Annotated in this window: 19 protein-coding genes; 8 read left to right on the top strand and 11 right to left on the bottom strand. The window is 69.4% G+C overall.

The annotated features are described in order from the left end of the window. Positions 1 to 34: 34 nt before the first annotated feature. Together plsX and ACH34R_RS41940 are read right to left on the bottom strand one after the other, a co-directional pair. Positions 35 to 1,024 carry a phosphate acyltransferase PlsX gene (gene plsX, locus ACH34R_RS41945; protein WP_397567196.1) on the bottom strand — a complete coding sequence of 330 codons (990 nt, stop codon included), beginning with the start codon at positions 1,022 to 1,024 and terminating at the stop codon, positions 35 to 37. Between the two features lie 284 nt (positions 1,025 to 1,308). Next, a complete protein-coding gene (locus ACH34R_RS41940; protein ID WP_397567189.1) occupies positions 1,309 to 1,896 on the bottom strand; it encodes a DUF1707 domain-containing protein in 588 nt (195 codons plus the stop codon). 235 nt (positions 1,897 to 2,131) lie between these two features. Between ACH34R_RS41940 and ACH34R_RS41935 the strand changes: the two genes are divergently transcribed. Further along, complete coding sequence (locus ACH34R_RS41935) at positions 2,132 to 3,457, top strand: KamA family radical SAM protein (RefSeq protein WP_397567188.1); 1,326 nt, start codon at positions 2,132 to 2,134, stop codon at positions 3,455 to 3,457. Positions 3,458 to 3,792: 335 nt separating this feature from the next. Here the strand turns inward: ACH34R_RS41935 and ACH34R_RS41930 are convergent, their stop codons facing one another. The 4 genes from ACH34R_RS41930 to ACH34R_RS41915 form a co-directional block, all read right to left on the bottom strand. Next, positions 3,793 to 3,984, bottom strand: a complete 192-nt coding sequence (locus ACH34R_RS41930; RefSeq protein WP_111172144.1) for a hypothetical protein — start codon at positions 3,982 to 3,984, stop codon at positions 3,793 to 3,795. A 94-nt stretch (positions 3,985 to 4,078) separates the two neighbouring features. Next, positions 4,079 to 4,615 (bottom strand): YbhB/YbcL family Raf kinase inhibitor-like protein, encoded by a 537-nt coding sequence (locus ACH34R_RS41925; RefSeq protein WP_397567187.1) that lies wholly within the window; start codon positions 4,613 to 4,615, stop codon positions 4,079 to 4,081. Positions 4,616 to 5,230: 615 nt separating this feature from the next. Then, positions 5,231 to 6,094: an ABC transporter ATP-binding protein gene (locus ACH34R_RS41920; protein WP_397567186.1), complete on the bottom strand. Its 864-nt coding sequence runs from the start codon at positions 6,092 to 6,094 to the stop codon at positions 5,231 to 5,233. Beyond that, positions 6,087 to 7,022: an ABC transporter permease gene (locus tag ACH34R_RS41915; RefSeq protein WP_397567185.1), complete on the bottom strand. Its 936-nt coding sequence runs from the start codon at positions 7,020 to 7,022 to the stop codon at positions 6,087 to 6,089. Before ACH34R_RS41915 ends, ACH34R_RS41920 begins: the two co-directional genes overlap by 8 nt. 550 nt (positions 7,023 to 7,572) lie before the next feature. On the opposite strand from ACH34R_RS41915, the gene ACH34R_RS41910 reads away from it, so the two are divergent. The 5 genes from ACH34R_RS41910 (at position 7,573) to ACH34R_RS41890 (ending at position 13,336) form a co-directional block, all read left to right on the top strand. Then, complete coding sequence (locus tag ACH34R_RS41910) at positions 7,573 to 9,219, top strand: ABC transporter substrate-binding protein (protein ID WP_397567184.1); 1,647 nt, start codon at positions 7,573 to 7,575, stop codon at positions 9,217 to 9,219. 128 nt (positions 9,220 to 9,347) lie between these two features. After that, on the top strand, positions 9,348 to 10,289 hold the full coding sequence (locus ACH34R_RS41905; RefSeq protein WP_397567183.1) for an ABC transporter permease: 942 nt from the start codon (positions 9,348 to 9,350) through the stop codon (positions 10,287 to 10,289). Continuing rightward, positions 10,282 to 11,283: an ABC transporter permease gene (locus ACH34R_RS41900; protein ID WP_397567182.1), complete on the top strand. Its 1,002-nt coding sequence runs from the start codon at positions 10,282 to 10,284 to the stop codon at positions 11,281 to 11,283. The genes ACH34R_RS41905 and ACH34R_RS41900 overlap by 8 nt, the downstream gene beginning before the upstream one ends. Positions 11,284 to 11,292: 9 nt before the next feature. Continuing rightward, positions 11,293 to 12,339 (top strand): ABC transporter ATP-binding protein, encoded by a 1,047-nt coding sequence (locus tag ACH34R_RS41895; RefSeq protein ID WP_397567181.1) that lies wholly within the window; start codon positions 11,293 to 11,295, stop codon positions 12,337 to 12,339. Continuing rightward, positions 12,323 to 13,336, top strand: a complete 1,014-nt coding sequence (locus ACH34R_RS41890) for an ABC transporter ATP-binding protein (protein WP_397567180.1) — start codon at positions 12,323 to 12,325, stop codon at positions 13,334 to 13,336. The genes ACH34R_RS41895 and ACH34R_RS41890 overlap by 17 nt, the downstream gene beginning before the upstream one ends. 86 nt (positions 13,337 to 13,422) lie before the next feature. On the opposite strand, the gene ACH34R_RS41885 is transcribed toward ACH34R_RS41890, so the two are convergent. The 4 genes from ACH34R_RS41885 to ACH34R_RS41870 form a co-directional block, all read right to left on the bottom strand. Further along, positions 13,423 to 13,659 carry a hypothetical protein gene (locus tag ACH34R_RS41885; RefSeq protein WP_397567179.1) on the bottom strand — a complete coding sequence of 79 codons (237 nt, stop codon included), beginning with the start codon at positions 13,657 to 13,659 and terminating at the stop codon, positions 13,423 to 13,425. Positions 13,660 to 13,824: 165 nt separating this feature from the next. Then, the gene (locus tag ACH34R_RS41880) at positions 13,825 to 14,907 is read right to left on the bottom strand and encodes a DUF1214 domain-containing protein (RefSeq protein ID WP_111168657.1); all 1,083 of its coding nucleotides are present in this window, start codon (positions 14,905 to 14,907) and stop codon (positions 13,825 to 13,827) included. 77 nt (positions 14,908 to 14,984) lie between these two features. Further along, the gene (locus tag ACH34R_RS41875) at positions 14,985 to 16,289 is read right to left on the bottom strand and encodes a S8 family peptidase (RefSeq protein WP_397567178.1); all 1,305 of its coding nucleotides are present in this window, start codon (positions 16,287 to 16,289) and stop codon (positions 14,985 to 14,987) included. Between the two features lie 14 nt (positions 16,290 to 16,303). Further along, positions 16,304 to 17,023, bottom strand: a complete 720-nt coding sequence (locus ACH34R_RS41870) for a hypothetical protein (protein ID WP_397567177.1) — start codon at positions 17,021 to 17,023, stop codon at positions 16,304 to 16,306. Between the two features lie 311 nt (positions 17,024 to 17,334). Here ACH34R_RS41870 and ACH34R_RS41865 point away from each other — a divergent pair, with 311 nt between their 5' ends. Continuing rightward, entirely contained in the window at positions 17,335 to 17,661 is a 327-nt protein-coding gene (locus ACH34R_RS41865) for a DUF3263 domain-containing protein (RefSeq protein ID WP_111168664.1), read from the top strand. A gap of 21 nt (positions 17,662 to 17,682) precedes the next feature. After that, positions 17,683 to 18,555 (top strand): trehalose-phosphatase, encoded by an 873-nt coding sequence (otsB, locus tag ACH34R_RS41860; RefSeq protein WP_397567176.1) that lies wholly within the window; start codon positions 17,683 to 17,685, stop codon positions 18,553 to 18,555. Here the strand turns inward: otsB and ACH34R_RS41855 are convergent. Further along, positions 18,524 to 19,951, bottom strand: coding sequence for a trehalose-6-phosphate synthase (locus ACH34R_RS41855; RefSeq protein WP_397567175.1), 1,428 nt, complete (start codon positions 19,949 to 19,951; stop codon positions 18,524 to 18,526). The two genes, otsB and ACH34R_RS41855, sit on opposite strands and share 32 nt — an antisense overlap. Between the last annotated feature and the right edge of the window lie 24 nt (positions 19,952 to 19,975).

The raw sequence follows: 19,975 nt of genomic DNA, 5'->3' as shown, positions 1-19,975 counted from the left end.
GGGTTTCCCGTCCGTGATCACCAGTGTCCGCAGGCTACGACCACAGGCGGTGGGGGCGGTGCGTCGCGGCGACGCGCTCGCCGATCTTGGCGACCGTCCCGCCCGCCGCCAGGCGCGCGGCCAGCGCGCAGGCCGACGCTATTCCGTTGGCCCGGGACGCGCCGTGCGCGATGACGACCGTGCCGTTCAGGCCGAGCAGCACGGCACCGCCGTACGCCTCCGGGTCGAGCCTGTCGCGCAGGTCGCGCAGGGGGGAGCGCTGGAACAGCGCGCCGAATCGCGCCAGGCGGTTCTCCGCGAAGCTCGCCCGCAGCTCGCCGAAGGTGAACCGGACCGCGCCCTCGATGGCCTTGAGCGCGACGTTCCCGGTGAATCCATCGGTGACCACGATGTCGACCGCGCCGGTGAGCAGGTCGTGGCCCTCGACATTGCCGCCGAAGTCGATGCCGGGGGCGGCGGCGAGGAGTTCGTGCGCCCGGCGTACCAGTTTGTCGCCCTTCTCGGCCTCGCTGCCGATGGTGAGCAGGCCCACCTTGGGGTTCGCTACGCCGAGGCCGGTCTCGGCATAGGCGATGCCGAGGTGCGCGAACTGCACGAGTGATTCCGCCTTCACCTCGGCGTTCGCGCCCGCGTCGAGCAGGATGGTGGGGCGCGGCGCGGTGGGGAGTACGACGGCGATGGCCGGGCGCAGTACGCCCTGCTGGCCGCGCAGCCGCAACTTGGCGGTGGCCACGATCCCGGCGGTCGAACCGGCGGACACCACGGCGCAGGCGTCGCCCCGCCGTACCAGGTGGCAGGCCACGGCGATGCTGGAACGCGGGCGGCGCAGGCTGGCCAGCGCGCCGGCGTTCATCTCCAGGGCCTCTTCGGCCCGCACGATCGGGATCTGCCGCGCGGCGTCGTGCTCGGCCAGGGCCTCGTACAACACGCGGGGGGCTCCGACCAGGACCACGGGCACGTCATACTGCCGGAGCGCCTGTACGGCACCGGCCACGATCTCCGCCGGGGCGTGGTCGCCGCCCATGGCGTCCAGCGCGATCGGCAGGGGGGCGGCGGCGGGCCGGTGGCCGTCTTCCGCCGCACCGGGCGAACCCTCACCGGCCGCGTTACCGGAGGCGGCGGTCGTGACGGACTGCCGGGACTGGCTGGGTTTGCCGGGTCGGTGTGATTGGCCGGTCTCGCCGGAGTGGTCGGTTTCGGGCAAGGTCACCTCGTGCGGATCGCGTCTCACCGCATCGTAGGCGTCTTGTCCAGTACGTCTACCAGCGGGTACGCCGGACCTGCCGGGCCGCCGTCAGCGCCCCGTGGTCAGCCGAAGTGCCAGTCCTTCTCCCGGGAGACCACGATCTTGCTGAACACCGCGCGCCCGGTGATCCGGATCAGCGGGCCCGTGTCGCTCGCGGCGTTGCCGGACCCGCCCGAACCCGCCGAGACGTGGCGCTTGCCGAAGAGCACCCCGCCCTCCTCGATCACCTGCGCGTCGGCCGGGACCCGCACGATGAGCTTGCCGCAGAACGCGTTCAGCTCCAGGGTGATCTCCCGGCCGGGCAGTACGGCCTCGGTGAGGTCCACGATGAGCGCGCCGAAGGTCGATCGCATTTGGGTATGGCGGGCCGGAACCCACCTCCCGCCCCGGACGACTTTGCTGAACACCGCGCCGACCTGCTGTTTGTGCAGGACGTCGGCGGAGGGCGAGCCGCTGAGGGCGGGCAGATCCCGAGTTATCGCGACCAGGTCGCCGACTGTTATCGCGGAGTAGGTAGCCTCCAAGCGGTCGGCATGCTCAACACTGGTGAGACGGCCGGTGGCGAGCGCCTCGCCGATGACCGCGGCGACTTGGTCGCGCTCGGCGTCGGACGCGCGTTGATCGACGTTGTCGGGCGGGGGACTGCTCATAGGGACGAGTGTACGACTAACGAGATATGTCGCGAAAGCAGGAAGTTTTACGGCAACCTTAGCGATCATCTGAAAGCCCTGAGGGCACCGCCCGGCGGGACGACATCAAAGGAAACTTTGGTCTCCCTGGAACCAGTCGAGGGGGTTGCCACGTCGGGGTATATGAAAAATAGAGGACGCACGAGACGGCCTAGTGGTTTACAGACCTCGGCGGAAATAGGGAGGGAAGGGCCTAGTGATCTTGAAGCAGAACGGTAGTCGCGGGTTCCGTGCCTACACCAGCAAGCACCTGGATGAGCTGCTCCAGCGTGCAGGACTCGACGACGAGGAGCGGCTGCGGATCCGTGCGGTGGCCACCGTGCTGCCCTTCCGGACGAACGCCTACGTGGTCGACGAGCTGATCGACTGGTCGGACATCCCGGACGATCCGATCTACCGGCTTGTGTTCCCGCAGGCCGACATGCTGCCGGAGGCGGATGTCAGCCGGATCGCCGGCCTCCTCCGCGACGAGGCCGCGAAGAGCGAGATCACCGCGGTCGCGCACGACGTACGCATGAAGCTGAACCCGCATCCCGCCGGGCAGCTCCAGCTCAACGTTCCCCGGGTCGGTCAGGAGTCGATCCAGGGGCTTCAGCACAAGTACCCCGAGACCGTCCTCTTCTTCCCCAAACAGGGGCAGACCTGCCACGCGTACTGCACGTACTGCTTCCGCTGGGCGCAGTTCGTCGGCGAGCCCGACCTCAAGATGGCCTCCGACGACATCGAGCGGCTGGTCGAGTACGTCCGCGCGCACCCGGAGGTGACCAGCGTCCTGCTCACCGGCGGCGACCCCATGATCATGGGCGAGCCGGTGCTGCGGCGCTACGTCGAGCCGCTGCTGGAGGTCGAACAGCTCGAATCCATCAGGATCGGGACGAAGTCGCTGGGCTACTGGCCGCAGCGGTACCTCACCGACCCTGACGCCGACGACACCCTGCGCCTGTTCTCGCGGGTGGTCGAATCCGGCAAGAACCTCGCCTTCATGGCGCACTTCTCCCATCCGCGCGAGATCGAGCCCCCGGCGGTCCAGGAGGCGGTCCGGCGCATCATCGACACCGGCGCGGTCATCCGCACCCAGGCGCCGCTGATCCGCTCCATCAACGACGACCCGGCCATCTGGACGAACATGTGGCGGCGTCACCTCACCATGGGGATGGTCCCCTACTACATGTTCGTCGAGCGTGACACCGGGCCCCAGGACTACTTCGCGGTGCCGCTCGCGCGGGCGTACGAGATCTTCCGCGACGCGTACGCGGGTGTCTCGGGGCTGTGCCGTACGGTCCGCGGGCCGTCGATGTCGGCGACCCCGGGCAAGGTGTGCGTGGACGGGGTCACGGAGATCGCCGGCCAGAAGGTCTTCGTACTCCACCTCATCCAGGCCCGCGACCCCGAACTCGTCGGCCGCCCCTTCTTCGCCCGCTACGACCCCCATGCCACCTGGCTCACCGACCTGACCCCGGCCTTCGCCGACCGCTTCCCCTACGAGCCGGCCCCACTCGGCGCGGCCCGCCTCTCGGCCTGACCCCCACCCCAAGCCCCTGAGCCCGCCCCTAAGGGCCCCCGGGCCCCCTCCCAACCATCCAGCACAGCCGGTGGCCCCCAGAGCCCACCGGCTGTGCTTATGGCGTTCGCTCAGTGTTCATGCCGCTCGCTCCGCTCACGCGGGGCCCGGGCGCCCTCAAGGTCGCGTCCTCCGCTCCTCGCTCCCTCGTTCGTTCCTCACTCGATCGCTCGTCGCTCCGGACACGACCGCGCCCGGTCCCATGCCTGGTTGCGCTCAGTACGCCCGGGGGTCGCTCGCTGTGCTCGCGCCCGGGGGTCGCTCGCTGTGCTCGCGCCCGGGGGTCGCTCGGCCGGTCAGTCCAAGGCGTGGGCGTACTCCCGGGGGCCGCATGATGGCCGCCGTACGCCGGTGCGGCGGGCGATCTGGGCCTGTAGGCGGGCCATCTGCCAGTGCAGTTCCAGTAACTGTTCGGCGAGTTGGGTGTGCGGGATCTCCCCCGGATCTTCGGCTGCCAGGTGGTCGATCGCGATCGACAGATCTCTCATCGCGCGCCCCTCATCGACGGCGTCTCCGGATCGAATAAACGTTCGGAATCATAGCGGAACGCCGACCACGATGTCAGGAAGTCGGGGCGTGGCCTCAGGTCTCGTAGGTCGGCGCGATGTAGCCGCGGGCCAGCGTGTTGGCGGTGATGTTGAAGCCCACCGCGGCGGGCGGCGTTTCCGGGTCCAGGCCCAGCTTCTCGACGCCCAGCGCGTGGACGGCGAACAGGTAACGGTGGGGGTAGCCGGGCGGCGGCGCGGCACCGCCGTACGTGGCCCGGTTGTAGTCGTTGCGGCTCTCCACGGTCCCCTGCGGCAGCCCCTTGGTGGCAACGGAGCCGGAGGCGCCCCTGGGCAGTTCGGTCACGTCGGCGGGGATGTCGAACGCCAGCCAGTGCCAAAAGCCGCTGCCGGTCGGTGCGTCGGGGTCGTAGCAGGTGACGGCGTAGCTCTTGGTGCCCTCCGGCCCGGGGGACCAGCGCAGGTGCGGCGAGATGTTCTGTCCCGTCGAGCCCCAGTCGTCGAACACGTGCGCGTCCGACATCCGCTCACCGTCGCGTACGTCGTCACTCTCGACGGTCAGCGCGGGGACCTGGGGAAGAAAGTCGTACGGGATCGGTGGCCGCTGCGACACGGGTCTACCTCCGATGGATCTTGTCCTTCATGAACGGTCCCCATCTTGCTCGCCTACCACTCCAGAAGCGAACCTCCCACCCCACCGGTAGTGGTGTCGGTACTCTCCGGAACGCCCTCACCGCGACGGTGCCACGGACTGAGGGGGCGCCGGCGTCGCGAGTGGTCCCGGGCGTATTGAGGGCAACCAGGCATGGGACCGGGCGCGGTCGTGTCCGGAGCGACGAGCGAAGGGGTGAGGGGGTGAGGAACGAGCGAGTGGGCGGGTACCGCGACGCGTTAGCGTCGCGCGGCTTACACGCGAGCGCAGCGAGCGGCCTCCCGGGGCGTACTGAGCGCAACCAGGCATGGGACCGGGCGCGGTCGTGTCCGGAGCGACGAGCGATCGAGTGAGGAACGAACGAGGGAGCGAGGAGCGGAGGACGCGACCTTGAAGGCGCCCGGGCCCCGCGTGAGCGAAGCGAACGCCATGAACACTGCGCGACCTTGAGGGCGCCCGGGCCCCGCGTGAGCGGAGCGAGCGCCATAAGCACAGCCCCGCGTGAGCGGAGCGAGCGCCATGAACACTCCGCGAGCGCCATGAACACTCCGCGAGCGCCATGAACACTGCGCGCCATTAAACGCGGTTGTAGGCCGCCAGGACTTCCTTGGGGGGGCCGTCCATCTTGATTTTGCCCTTGTGGAGCCAGATCACCCGGTTGCAGGTCTCCTCGATCACGTCCAGGTTGTGGGCGACCAGGAAGACCGTGCCGGCCTCCTGGCGCATCAGCTTGATGCGTTCCTGGCTCTTGCGCTTGAAGTCGCGGTCGCCCGTGGCGAGGGCCTCGTCGATGAGGAGGACGTCGTGGGACTTGGCCGAGGCGATGGCGAAGCGGAGGCGGGCGCCCATGCCCGAGGAGTACGTCGACATCGGGAACTGGACGAACTCCCCGATGCCGGAGAAGTCGACGATCTCGCCGTACTTCTCCTTGACCTGGCTGGGCTTCATGCCCATCGCGTAGCACCCGAGCACGATGTTGCGCTCGCCGGTGAGGTCGCGCATGAGGGCCGCGTTGACGCCCAGGAGGGACGGCTGGCCGTCGGTGTAGACCGCGCCGGAGTGAGGCGGCAGGAGGCCCGCGATGGCCCGCAGGAGGGTGGACTTGCCGGAGCCGTTGCGGCCGATGACGCCGATGGCGTCGCCGTGGTGGGCCACGAAGGACACGCCCTTGATGGCGTGGACCTCGCGCATCTGGGGGCGGCCCTGGCGGCGGACGAGGCGGAGCAGCGCGTTGGCGGCGTTGCCGCGTTCGGCGTCGGAGGCCGCGCCGTACACCCGGTAGATGATGTGGAGGTCGTCCACGATGACGGTGGGCGTGCCGGAGTGTTCGGGGCCTCCAGCCGGCTTCTCGTCCCTGGGATAGACCTTGACGTCCTTGTTGGACGGGACGTCTGGTTCCTCCGCCTTCACGTGTGACAGCTCCTCGGTCAGCTCAGCCACGGCCGTACCTCTCCTCGGCACGCCAGAAGTACCAGAAGCCGACGAGCAGGGCGAACACTGCCCAGAATACGCAGACCCCCCAGATCCATGGTGGGGCGGTGGTGTGCGACTTGAGCAGCAGCTCGCGCATTACCTCGATGTACGCGGCGGCGGGGTTGATGTAGAGAATGTCAGCGAAGATCTGGGGGATGTCGGCGTCCCTGATCTTGTCGCCGATCGCGAAGAACACGCCCGACGAGTACAGCCAGGTCCGCATGATGAACGGCAGCAGTTGGTTCATGTCGCGGGCGAAGGCCCCGATGCGCGCGAGGACCAGGCTGGCGCCGATGTTGAACATCGTCTGGAGCAGCAGCGCGACCGGGACGAGCAGCCAGGACCATGTCAGCGGCTCTCCGGTCACCAGCACCAGCACGGCCAGCACGCCCATGGAGATCAGGAGTTGTTGCAGCTCCTGCACCGTGTAGGCGAGCGGTAGCGCCGCGCGGGGGAAGTGCAGCGCCCTGATCAGCGAGAGGTTGCCCGAGATCGACTTGGCGCCGCCGCTGACGGCCCGCTGTGTGTATGTGAACACGAACATTCCGGTGATCAGGAACGCCGTGTAGTTGTCCATGCCCTTGGCGGCGCCGAGGATCAGGCCGAACATCAGCCAGTAGATCGCGGCGTTGAGCAGCGGCGTGAGCACCTGCCAAAGCTGCCCCAGCGCCGAATTGCTGTACTTCGAGATGTTCCGCGAAGTGGCGTAGGTCAGCACGAAGTGCCTGCGCTCCCAAAGCTGGCGCAGGTAGACGGGCAGACTTGGGCGTGCGATGGCACGTCGAAGCCCGTATCGCTCGGCGAGCTGGGCCAGCGACTCCTTCCCGGCGGAAGGGGTGCCGTCTTTCCGGCCGCCCGCCCGGGCGTCCGCGAGCGCGGATTCCGGCTGGCTCATGGCAAGGACTCTATTGGATCCTGGTGATGGGGATGCCTGCGATGGTGCTCTGTACAGCGACGGGCGCGCACAGACGGTTGGACGTGATCTCTCCGAGTACGGTTCCGGGGCATTTGCAAGGATCTGCAAGCGTTACCCCGGGTTCATCCGCTGCGCTGCGGCCGGGTCAACCGTAGCCCAGGAGACGGCCCCGTGTCGGCAAGCAGGCGAGCATCGGGGCCTTATGTGTATTTTGGACAGACGCTCATGTCCCCTGTAAGACGGGGGATCCCCGTCTGTACACTTCTGGCGAGTTTATGCCTGTTTAAGGCTCTTTGAGCGCCCGTAGTGGTATGCGTGTGACGTCCAGCGGGCGCACGTGTGACCGAACTGCAACGCGCCAGAGACTCCCTGGTGAGAAGTAGTGCGGGATTGTAGCGATCGACTGGCAGGGCGTCGGCAGGGTTCGACCGTGTCGGCCGAGGCGGGGGTAACCAGGCCCTTTCCTTGGCTGCCGGGAGAGCATCGCAGCTCAGAACCATGCCCACCTGAGAGGGAGGAAAGACCCACAATGCGTGTGACCAAGGGCGCACAAATAATCGCCGGTACCGCGCTGCTCGCCCTCGCGGTAGCCGCGTGCGGCGGCGGTGGCGGCGGGAGCACCGGCAGCTCGCCCGGAGCCACCACAGGCGCAAGCGACGCTCCCGTCCGGATGGAGATCGGCGAGCCGCAGAAGCTGTTCTACCCTAGCGACACCACCGAGACCGAGGGCGCCGAGGTCCTCGCCGCTCTCTTTTCTCCCCTCGTGAGCTACAACGAGAACAAGGAAGTCGTCAACGAGGTCGCCCAGTCGATCGAGACCGAGGACAACAAGGTCTGGACGATCAAGCTCAAGCCCGGGTACACGTGGCACAACGGCGAGAAACTGATCGCCCAGAACTACGTCGACGCCTGGAACTTCGCCTCCAACCAGGAGAACCTCCAGTCGGCCAGCTACTTCTTCGGCCGGATCGCCGGCTACGCCGACCTGAACCCGGGTGAGGGCAAGACGCCCACCACCAAGGAGATGTCGGGCCTCAAGGCGGTGGACGACACCACCCTGGAGGTGACGCTGTCCAAGCCGTTCTCGCAGTTCCCGGTCATGCTCGGCTATACCGCGTTCTATCCGCTGCCGAAGGCCGCGTTCGGCCCCGACGGCAAGGTGACCGAGGAGTTCGCCAAGAAGCCCATCGGGCAGGGGCAGTTCTCGATCGACAAGCCGTACGGCAAGGGCACCGACCAGACGATCGACCTGACCAGGTACGACGCCTTCGCCGGTGCGAAGCCGAAATTCAGCAAGCTGCAGTTCAAGATCTACACTAGCACCGAGACGGCGTACAACGACCTGCGCGGTGGCGAGCTCGACATCATCGACCAGCTCGCGGCCTCCTCGATCTCCTCGGCCAAGTCCGACCTCGGTGAGCGCTACATCGAGCAGCCCGACGCCGGCATCGGCTACGTCGGCTTCCCGCTGAAGTACAACAAGGAATACGAGAACGTCAAGGTCCGCGAGGCCATCGCGATGGCCATCGACCGGAAGACGATCGCCGAGAAGGTCTTCTCCGGCACCCGCGCCCCGGCCGACGACTTCATCAACCCGGCCATCGCGGGTTACAAGCAGGGCGCCTGCACGGTCTGCATCTTCGACCCCGCCAAGGCCAAGGAGGTCTACACGGCGGCGAACGGCCCCAAGAAGCTGGAGCTGGGCTACAACGCCGACGGTGGCCACAAGGAGTGGATCGAGGCCGTCGCGATCAACCTGCGGGCCAGCCTGGGCGTCGAGGTCACGGTCAAGCCGTTCGAGAAGTTCCAGGCGATCCTCGACGAGCTGGACGCCAAGAAGTACACCGGTATGTTCCGGATGGGCTGGGCGATCGACTACCCGTCCCCGGAGAACTACCTGACCCCCATCTTCTCCACCGAAGCGGCCAAGACCGGCTCCAACTACGCCGGCTACTCCAGCAAGGAGTTCGACGACCTGCTGGTGAAGGGCGACACCGCCGAGACGCCGGAGGCGGGCCTGGAGGCCTACCGCCAGGCGGCCGACGTCCTGAACAAGGAACTCCCATATGTCCCGGTCTACTTCTACAAGATCAACGCGGGGTATTCAGAGCACCTCAAGAGTGTGAAGATTAACCTGCTCAACCAGGTTGAGTGGGAGTCCGTCGAGAAGGCCTAGAAGGATTCTCCGAAGCCGGGCGCGCACCCCGCGCCCGGCCCGGGAGAAGATCGCATGAGGGCAGTCTGCTTGGCACCGCAAACCCTGGGTACCGAGGCTGCCCTTTTGCGCATGTATGGGAGGCTTTAGTGGGCCGCTACGTCATAAGACGTCTTATCCAGGCGATCCCAGTGCTACTGGGCGCCACCCTGCTGATTTTCGCTGTCGTCTTCGCACTGCCTGGTGATCCCATCGCGGCGCTGGCGGGCGAGAAGCGGGGCAATCCGGTCGTCGTCGCTCTGCTGCGTGAGCAGTATCACCTGAACGACCCGCTTATCGTGCAGTACGGCTACTACATCAGCGGCGTGTTCCAGGGCAATCTCGGCCGGACCTACGCCAACGTGGAAGTATCCGAGATCATCGCGGCGAAGTTCCAGGTGACCGTCAACCTGGCGATCACCGCGCTGGTCCTTGAGGCGCTGATCGGCGTCGGTCTCGGCCTGTGGGCGGCGCTGCGCCGCGGCAAGGCCACCGACAGCATGATCCTCGCCTCGACGCTGATCCTCGTCTCGGTGCCCGTCCTGGTCACCGGCTTCGTGCTGCAACTTCTGCTCGGTGTCCAGCTCAGGAGGTGGACCGGCGTCGAGATCTTCCCGATCGCCGGTGTGTCCGACGGCTGGATCAGCTATGTCGTCCCCGGCTTCGTGCTGGCGGGCTCGTCGATCGCCTATCTGACCCGGCTCACCCGGACCAGCCTGGTGGAGAACCTGCGCGCCGACTACGTGCGAACGGCCGTGGCCAAGGGCATGCCACGAAGACGCGTGGTCGGACGGCACGCGCTGCGCAACGCCCTGATCCCGTTGATCACGTTCCTCGGGGCCGACCTGGGCACGCTCATGGGCGGCGCGGTGATCACAGAATCGATCTTCAACATCCCCGGAATCGGGCAAGAGCTGTTCAGATCGGTACACGAGCGACAACAACCGGTGGTGGTCGGCATCGTCACCATCCTGGTGCTCGTGTACATCCTGGCCAACCTGGTCGTCGACCTGCTCTACGCTGTGCTGGACCCGAGGATCCGCTATGAGTGACATTCGACCCGCAGGCCCGCTGGACCCTGAGACCCAGCAGCGCGAAGCGCTGGACCAGGTCGCCCCGGCCGCCGCCCCCGACACCGCGCAGCCCGGCGTGCCGCCGTCCGCGCAGCCGAAGACCAAGAAGAAGGACGGCAAGCCGGCCAGCCTGTGGTCCGACGCGTGGTACGACCTGCGTCGCCGGCCGCTCTTCATCGGCTCGGCCATCATGATTTTCATCTTGCTGGTCATGGCGATCTTCCCGCAACTGTTCACTTCGGTGAACCCGTACGACGCGGCCACCTGCCAGCTCATCGACGCCCGCACGCCCCCCAGCGCGGGCCACCTGTTCGGGCAGGACAACCAGGGCTGCGACGTCTTCGCCAAGACGATCTACGGTGCCCGGGTCTCGATCATGGTCGGCGTGACCACGATGATCGTCACCGCCCTGTTCGGCGGCCTGCTCGGGCTGATCGCCGGGTTCCGCAGCGGGGCGACCGACGTGATCCTCTCCAGGACGACGGAGATCTTCTTCGCCATCCCGCTGATCCTGGGCGCGCTGCTGATCCTGGTGATCTTCGGCCGGGGCAACGTGTGGACGGTGATGCTGGCGCTGTCGGTGCTGGCCTGGCCGATGACGTTCCGCATCATGCGGGCGGCGGTGATCACCGCCAAGAACCAGGACTACGTCATGGCCGCACGGGCGCTCGGCGCGGGGGCCGGCCGGATCATGTTCCGGCACATCCTGCCGAACGCGCTCGCCCCCGTGATCGTCATCGCGATGATCAACCTGGGCGGGTTCATCGCGGCCGAGGCGGCGCTGTCCTACCTCGGAGTCGGCATCCAGTCACCGGAGATCTCCTGGGGTCTGATGATCGCCGATGCCCGCGACCGGTTCCTGGAGGCGTGGCACCCGCTGATCTTCCCGTCGATCTTCCTCAGCATCACCGTCCTGGCGTTCATCATGCTCGGCGACGCCGTCCGCGACGCGCTCGATCCGAAGTTGCGATAAGGGGGATCCGTGAAATCCGCGAAGACAACCGCCACCGATGTGTTGCCCGCCGAGGGAGGGCTGGGCAACGACGCGCTGCTTGAGGTGGACGATCTGCATGTGGAGTTCGTCACCCGGGCAGGGCTGGTCAAGGCAGTCAACGGGGTGAGCTACTCGCTCAGGCCCGGTGAGAGCCTGGCGGTGCTCGGCGAATCCGGGTCCGGCAAGTCGGTGACCGCTCAGGCGATCATGGGCATCCTCGACATGCCGCCGGCCAGGATCCCCCATGGTTCGATCAAGTTCCGCGGTACCGACCTGCTCAAGCTGAGCGAGGACGCCCGCGCGCAGATCCGCGGCCAGCGGATCGCGATGATCTTCCAGGACGCGCTGTCCGCGCTCAACCCGGTCTTCACCGTGGGCTGGCAGATCAGCGAGATGTTCCGGGTACACCGCGGCATGTCCAAGCGCGACGGGATGAAGAAGGCCGTCGAGCTGATGGAGCGCGTCCGCATCCCGGCCGCCAGGCAGCGGGTGAGCGACTACCCGCACCAGTTCTCCGGCGGTATGCGGCAGCGCATCATGATCGCGATGTCCATCGCGCTGGACCCGGAGGTGCTGATCGCCGACGAGCCCACCACCGCGCTGGACGTGACGGTGCAGGCTCAGATCATGGAACTGCTCGCCGAACTCCAGCGCGAGAGCAACATGGGCCTGATCCTCATCACCCACGACCTCGGGGTGGTGGCGGACGTCGCCGACAAGATCGCCGTCATGTACGCCGGGCGCATCGTCGAGAACGCCCCGGTACGCGACATCTACAAGAACCCCGGCCACCCCTACACCAAGGGACTGCTGGAGTCGATCCCCCGCGTGGACCAGAAGGGCCAGGAGCTCTACGCGATCAAGGGGCTCCCGCCCAACCTGCTGGACATGCCCTCGGGCTGCGCCTTCCACCCGCGCTGCCCGTACCGCCAGGACAACTGCGTCACCGACGTCCCCCCGCTGAACGAGATCAACCTGGACCGCAACAGCGCGTGCCACTACTGGAGGGAGGTCCTCGATGGCAGCCACGGGTGAGCGGGTCCTTGAGGTCCGTGACCTGGTCAAGCACTTCCCGCTGACCCAGGGGATCGTCTTCAAGCGGCAGATCGGCCAGATCAAGGCCGTGGACGGGGTCTCCTTCGACCTGCACAGGGGCGAGACCCTGGGCGTCGTGGGCGAGTCGGGCTGCGGCAAGTCCACGCTGGCCAAGGTGCTGATGGCGCTGGAACGGCCGACCTCGGGCAGCGTGAAGATCAACGGCGTGGACATGGCCGCCGCCAAGGGCGGCGCGCTCAAGCGGATGCGCCGCAACGTGCAGATGGTGATGCAGGACCCGTACACCTCGCTCAACCCGAGAATGACGGTCGGCGACATCATCGGCGAGCCGTACGAGATCCACCCCGACGTGGCCCCGAGGGGCGACCGGCGGCGCAAGGTGCAGGAGCTGCTGGAGGTGGTCGGCCTCAACCCCGACCACATCAACCGCTACCCGCACCAGTTCTCCGGCGGCCAGCGGCAGCGCATCGGGATCGCCAGGGGCCTGGCGTTGCAGCCGGAGATCATCATCTGTGACGAGCCGGTCTCCGCGCTCGACGTGTCCATCCAGGCACAGGTGATCAACCTGCTGGAGCGGTTGCAGAACGAGTTCAACCTGGCGTACATCTTCATCGCCCACGACCTGTCGGTGGTGCGCCACATCTCCGACCGGGTCGCGGTGATGTACCTGGGCAAGCTCGTCGAACTCGGCAAGGACACCGAGATCTACGACAAGCCCGCCCATCCGTACACGCAGGCGCTGCTCTCCGCCGTACCGGTCCCTGACCCGGAGGGCCGCGAGCATCGGGAGCGGATCATCCTACAGGGCGACCCGCCGTCCCCGGCGAACCCGCCCTCGGGCTGTCGCTTCCGCACCCGTTGCTGGAAGGCGCAGGAGATCTGCGCGAAGGAGGAGCCGCTGCTGGAGATCCGCGCCGGCACGGCTCACGAGAGCGCCTGTCACTTCGCCGAGAGCCAGGACATCGTGCACGCCTGACACGGGCCGTCAAGGCGCGTCTGAGCCCTCCACAGGCCGGTCTTGTGGAGGGCTCAGCCGTTTCGGTTCGCCAGTGGCGCCGGCGATCAGCGGGCGGTGGCCGCCCCGGCCGCGCCCGCCGCTCCGGCGGCTCCGGCCGCGGCCCCCGTGGCACCGCCGACCGCACCACCGGCGACGCCGCCCAGGGCGCTGCCGTTGGTCAGGCCGGTGACCATGCCGACCAGGTCACCCAGCGGGTCCTGGGCCACCGCGGACGCGGCCCCGGCCATGCCGAACGCGGCCATGCCGACGATGGCGGTCGCGACGAAAATGCGTCGGATCATTTGCTACTTCCCCCGAAGCTCTCCCGGGGTACGTGTGATCACTGACCGTCCCCGGGTGGATGCGATATGTCCCCGACAGCCTCGCACCCCACCCAGCGCCCAAGGCGCCGACTTGACGGTTAACTCAGCCGTTCATTGCGTCCAGAGGACATCCCCATACCGCGATCAAACGCGGATCACCTTTGTCAGGGGGCGTTCGGGGGTGTGGTCGGGGAGGAACCAGCGGAACCAGATGCGGCCACGTTCGTGGCCGGCCGTGGAGACCCAGTTGGGCATGCCCGGGTCCGTGGCCGAGATCACGATGCGCCAGGAGCCGTCCGGCTCGTACTCCACCTGCCCCCCGTTGATGGTCACCCGCTCCCACGCGTAGTCGTACGTGTGCTGGAACGGGTTCCACAGGCACATGTTCCAGAAGGCGCACTCCGGCGAGCGCCCCTCGATGATCAACGCTTCCCCCTGCCGCAGGTCGAAGGACCCCATCGCGTACGCCGCGTCGCCCGCCGCCCACCCGAAGGTCGTGGTCGGCACCGGGTAGGGCTCGGCGACGTCGTTCTCCTCCACCAGCGGCAGTACCAGCGTGGACTGCTCGCGCAGCCAGGTCAGCGCCGCCGTGAACCGCCGGGCGAGGTCGGCGTCGGTCTCCCTGGGCGGGTCGTCGGGGGCGTCCAGGCACTCGATGCGCCAGGTGGCCCGGCGGCTCGTTTCCGGGGCCACGAGGTAGTCGCGGGTGATCGCGCACACGACGTCGGATTCGAGGCGCAGCCAGTTGGCGGCGCTGTCGCGCGGCGGGTCGTCGGGCGAGAGGATCAGCTCGAAGGAGCCGTCCGCGCCGAAGCGCAGGGTCCGGTCGTTGGCGGTGGCGACGATCCGTTCGGCGTAGCGGCCGTCGTCGGGCCCGCCGTACAGGGTGAGCGACATGTACGCGGCGTCGGCGCGCTGCCCGGTGATCAGGTAGGTGCGCTCGGGGTCGAGCGGGGTGAAGCAGAAGTAGGCGTCGGCGTTGTCGCCGCCCCACTTGGCGTACGGCCAGACGATGTCGGTGAAGCGCGGCCGGTGGGGGTGCGCCCAGACCTGTGTGTCGAGCGCCACGCGCAGCAGCGAGAACGCCCAGGCACGACCTTCGGCCTTGGTGCGTTCGTCGAAGGTCGGGTCGGAGGAAACGCCCTGTTCGATGCGTGCCAGCTCGGCGAGGATCTCGTGGAAGACTGCGGAGCTGTCCGGGACGCCTGCGGTGCGGAGCGCGCTCATGGGGCCAATAGTGGCATACGGGCACCTTCGCCAACATCCCTTGACAACCGCCGCTATAGATCCATCCGGCGGGGTGCTCAGCAGCCGCCGGCGGACCGGCTCCCGCGCCGGTCGCGTATCGCGATGCTCACCCCCAGGAGCACGCTGACCAGGATCAACGCCGCCCCGACGAGCCGCCGCGAGGGCGTCGAGTCATCCGGTGGGGGACCGCCGCCGAAGTAGACGGGACCGGCGGGCGGCCCGCCGGGGCGAATCGCCGGAGATTGCGCATTCGCCGGGGTTTTCGTGAATTCGGGCTTATGTGCATCCCGGGCGTGTCCGTTGCCCATCGGCGTCAGCAGCCCTGCGGTGACCCGGCGCCTGGTGTACCGCTCGGCCTGTTCCAGCGCGAGGTCCGCGCGGACCACGCCGTGCCCGTAGGCCGCGTCGTGGCCGGTGGCGGGGCGGCGCGCGGTCCCGCGCTCCACCGCCCGGCGCACCTGCGCCGGGGACAGCTCCGGGTATCGCGCGCGGACCAGCGACACGACGCCCGCGACCATGGCCGCCGCCGAACTGGTGCCGTCGCCCACCACGTAGGAGCCGGGGCCGTCCGCGCTCACGATCCGCGCCCCCGGCGCGACCACCGAGAGGTACTCCTGCCGGTTGGAGAACCGGGGCACCCGCAGGGACTCGTCCACCGCGCCCACCGCGATCACCCCGGGGTAGGCGGCCGGGAAGTTCTTTCTGTTGCCGTTCGCGCCGTCGTTGCCGGAGGAGGCGACCAGGACCACGCCTCGGTCGATCGCGTACTGGACGGCCTCCTCTTCGGCGGCCGAACCCTCCCAGGTGCCGCTGCCGCCGCCGAGCGACATGCTGATCACGTCGGCCCCGTGGTCGGTGGCGTAGCGGATGCCCTTGGCCAGCGCGTTGGTGCTCCGCCCGGCCAGGCGTTTGCGCTGCGGGTCGTCGTTCTCCAGGGTGACCCGCACGGACAGCACCCGCGCCTTGGGGGCGACGCCGAGCACGCCGCTCGCGTCGTGCTCGCCGTGCCCGCGCCCGGCGATCAGGCTGGCCATCGAGGTGCCGTGGTGGCCGGAGTAGCGCGATGACACGCCTCGGTCGCCGGTGAAGTCGGGGCCCACGGTGACCGCGCCCGCGAGGTCGGGGTGGCGGGGATCGACGCCCGTGTCGAGCACGGCGACCAGTACGCCCTCGCCGCGGGTGTGCCGCCAGGCTTCGGCCGCGCGTAACGCGGTGAGCGGCCACTGTTTGGCCCGCGCCGCCGTGCCGACGTCGTCGGCGCGGACCGGCGCTCCCGGCACGACCGCGACCAGGGCGGGCAGCGCGAACAGCGCCGCCGCCAGGACGACCGGGGCGCGGGGCGGGCGGCCATCGCGGCTCACCGGGCTCACCGGGCTCACCGGGTGAGGTCCCGGTGCAGGGTGACGGCCAGCTCGCGGGCCAGCCGGGGCAGCCGGCCGTCGATCGGGGAGCCCGGTGTGTACGGCCGGCCGTCGGCGTAACCCGCCGAGGTGAGCACCACGTACCGGTGCTCCCCGGCGGCCAGCGCGCCCGCGACGTACTGGCGTTCGCCGAACCCCTCCGCCGCGCCCCCCGCGAACCCCGCCGGGCGGACCGACGGCGGGCGCAGCCGGGGCCGCCCCGACTGCTGCGTGGCGAGCCGCCGCGCGACCCGCGAGGCCGCGTCCGCCGCCGAGTCGGACAGCACCGCGATCCCCGCCGTGGCGACGTAGGTCTGCGTGCCGTCGGCGTAGGTCGCGCGCAGCGTGGTCAGGCAGCCGAGCCGGTTCAGTGCCCGCGCGGCGGCCGGTTGCAGCGCCCGCTCGCAGGGGGCCTCCGCGGCGACCCCGGTCAGGCGGTAGCGGACGGCGGCCCCCGACGGGCTGGTGCCCGGCAGCATGGCGGGGAAGATGCGCGCGGCGGGCCAGGTGCGCCAGCGGTCGGCGACCGGGGCCCCGGTGCCGCTGTGCGCGGGCGGCCAGGAGTGCGCGATCAGGCCGATCGCCGCGGCGAGGATGACGGGCAGCGCGTACGGCTTGCGGAGGAACGCCCACACCGGCCACGGGCGGCGTCTGCGGTGTGCGCCGCGGCGACGCGTGTCACGTGCTTCGGTCAAGTGCGCCCTCGCCAAAACGGATCAGGCCGCGGCTCACGGGCCCGCTCCCCGATCATCCGCTGGTGCCGGGCTCATTCTGACATGCGAGCGCGCGCCGACGCGGCGTATCGGTGAACAAACCGATACCCACGGTAGTGAGATAGGGCCATGATTTTGGCGCGGGCATTACCGGGCCCCGCCCGGCCTCTTGCCCACGGCTGCGCCCACCAAGTCTGCACAACCGACATGAAGGCCCGCAAATTGCCTACTACGATGGCTCCGGGCCGCGCGCTCGTGACGTGACCGTCGCGGGCCCGACCGAGGAGGACAGCATGGACACCGCGCCGGTGGACGGTGACAGTGACGCCCCCGATGACGCCCCCGAAGAAGCTCCCGCGCAGACGACCGGCGGTCTCACCGAACGCGACCGCGAGATTCTCGCGTTCGAGCGCCAGTGGTGGCGCTACGCGGGCGCCAAGGAGCAGGCGATCCGCGAGGCGTTCGGATTCTCCGCCACCCGCTACTACCAGTTGCTCGGCGAGCTGGTCGAGCGCCAGGAGGCGCTGGCCCACGACCCGATGCTGATCAAGCGGCTGCGCCGGTTGCGCGCCGCCAGGCAGCGCGAGCGGGCCGCCCGCCGGCTCGGCATGCGTCCGTGACGGTCAGGGTAAGGGAAGCGGATGAGCGACCAACCTGCTGAGGCCACCCCCGCGGAGCTGCCGTGGCCGCGCACGGCCGCGGGGTCGGTGGGGCTCGACAAGATCGTGGCCGATCCGTCCGGCGCGGTCATCGGGCTCGACTTCGACGGCACACTGTCGCCGATCGTGGCCGATCCCACCGCCGCCCGCGTGCATCCCGCCGCCCCCGGCGTGCTGGCCGCGCTGGGCGCGGCCGTCGGGACGGTCCTGATCCTTACCGGTCGCCCGGCGGCCTCGGCGATCGAGTACGGCGGCGGCGCGGACGCCGCGCTGGCCGACGTGCCGGGGCTGGTGGTGCTCGGGCAGTACGGCGTGGAGCGCTGGGAGGCCGGAGAGCTGACCTCCCCGCCGCCCCCGGCGGGCGTGGCCGCGGCCCGTGCCGCGCTGCCCCAGGTCCTGGCCGCGGCCGGGGTGCCGGACGCGTGGGTCGAGGACAAGGGCAGGGCGCTGGCCGTCCACACGCGCCGGACCGCCGACCCGGCCGCCGCGTTCGCGGCGCTGACCGAGCCGCTCACCGCGCTCGCCGCCCGGCACGACCTGATCGTCGAGCCGGGGCGCCTGGTCCTGGAGCTGCGGCCCCCCGGCACGGACAAGGGCGACGCGCTGTCCGCCTTCCTGGCCGAGCGGTCCGCCCGCTCGGTGATGTACGTCGGCGACGACCTGGGCGACCTGGCCGCCTTCGACGCGGTACGCCAGTCCGGCCTGCCCGGCGTGACCGTGTGCAGCGGCTCGGCCGAGGTGACCGCGCTGAGCGAGCGCGCCGACATCATCGTGGACGGCCCGGACGGCGTGGTGGCGCTGCTGCGGGCGCTGGCCGGGGCGGTCAGCCGCCCAGGGCGTCGAGCTGCTGACTGAACCACGCGGCGGGCGGCAGCGCGGTCGCCGCGTCGCGCAGCCGTTCGCCTCTGCGCGTGCGCTCCTCCTCCGGCATCGTCAGGGCCTGGTGCAGGGCCCGTGCGGTGCCGGAGACGTCGTAGGGGTTGACCAGGATCGCGTCCCGGCCCAGCTCGGCCGCCGCGCCGGCCTCGCGGGAGAGCACCAGCGCCGAGCGCGGTGACAGGATCGGGCCCTCCTTGGCCACCAGGTTCATCCCGTCGCGGATGGGGTTGACCAGCAGCACGTCGGCCATCCGGTAGGCGGCCAGCGAGCGCGGGTAGTCGTCGTGGACGTTGAGGATCAGCGGGTCCCAGTCCTCGGTGGCGTAGTCGTCCTCGATCTCCTTGGCGCAGCGCTGCACCGCCGCGGTGTACTCCCGGTACTCCGGCAGGTCGTGCCGCGACGGGTAGGCGAAGGCCAGATGGACGACCCGGCCGTGCCACTCCGGGTGCTGCGCCAGGAACTCCCGGTAGGACAGCAGGCCGCGCACGATGTTCTTGGACAGCTCGGTACGGTCGATCCGGACGATCAGCCGCCGGCCGCCGACCCGCTGCCGCAGCGCGGCCATGTGCGACTCGACGTCCGGTTCCAGCGCCCGCGCCCACAGGGCCTCGCCGTCCACGCCGAGCCCGTGGACGCCGATCCTGGTCGTCCGGCCCCCGTGGGTGACGGTACGTCGGGCGCGATCGACCCGGGCGCCGAGCACGACCTCGCAGCAGTCCATGAACGCCGCCGCCCACCGTTCGGTGAGGAACCCGGCGTGGTCGGCCCCCAGGATGCCGGACAGCACCTCGATGCCCACGTCGTCGGGCAGCAGAGTGAAGTACTCCGGCGGGGCCCACGGCGTGTGCGAGAAGTGCGCGATCCGCACGTCGGGCCGTTCGCCGCGGAGCATCGCCGGGGCCAGCGTGAGGTGGTAGTCCTGGATCATCACCCGCGCGCCCGGCCCGGCCTGCTCGGCGAGCGCCAGCGCGAACGCCGCGTTGTAGGACTGGTACGACTCCCACTCGCGGCGGAACCTGCCGTCGAAGTGCGGCGCGTTGGGCGTGTCGTAGAGCAGGTGGTTGACGAACCACAGGGTCGAGTTGGCGACCGCGTTGTAGGCCCGGTGGAAGGTCGCGGGCGGGATGTCCAGCATGCGCAGCGGGCCGGTGTCGTATCCGGCGTGGTCCAGGCGTCCGCCGGGGGCCAGTCGTACGGCGGAGCGGTCGCCGTCGGACAGCGCCGCGCACACCCACAGCACGTCCATCTGCTTGACCACGCCGGACAGGCCGGAGACCAGGCCGCCACCGCCCCTGCGCATGGTCAGCTCGCCGCCCTCGGAGAGGGTGAAGGAGACCGGGCCGCGGTTGGAGGCCACCAGGACAGCGTTCAACGTTAGACCACCGTTCCTTCGCCG

Origin of the sequence: Spongiactinospora sp. 9N601 (assembly GCF_044326295.1) — a bacterium.
GTDB lineage: Bacteria > Actinomycetota > Actinomycetes > Streptosporangiales > Streptosporangiaceae > Spongiactinospora > Spongiactinospora gelatinilytica.
This window is presented reverse-complemented; position numbering and strand designations above follow the sequence as displayed.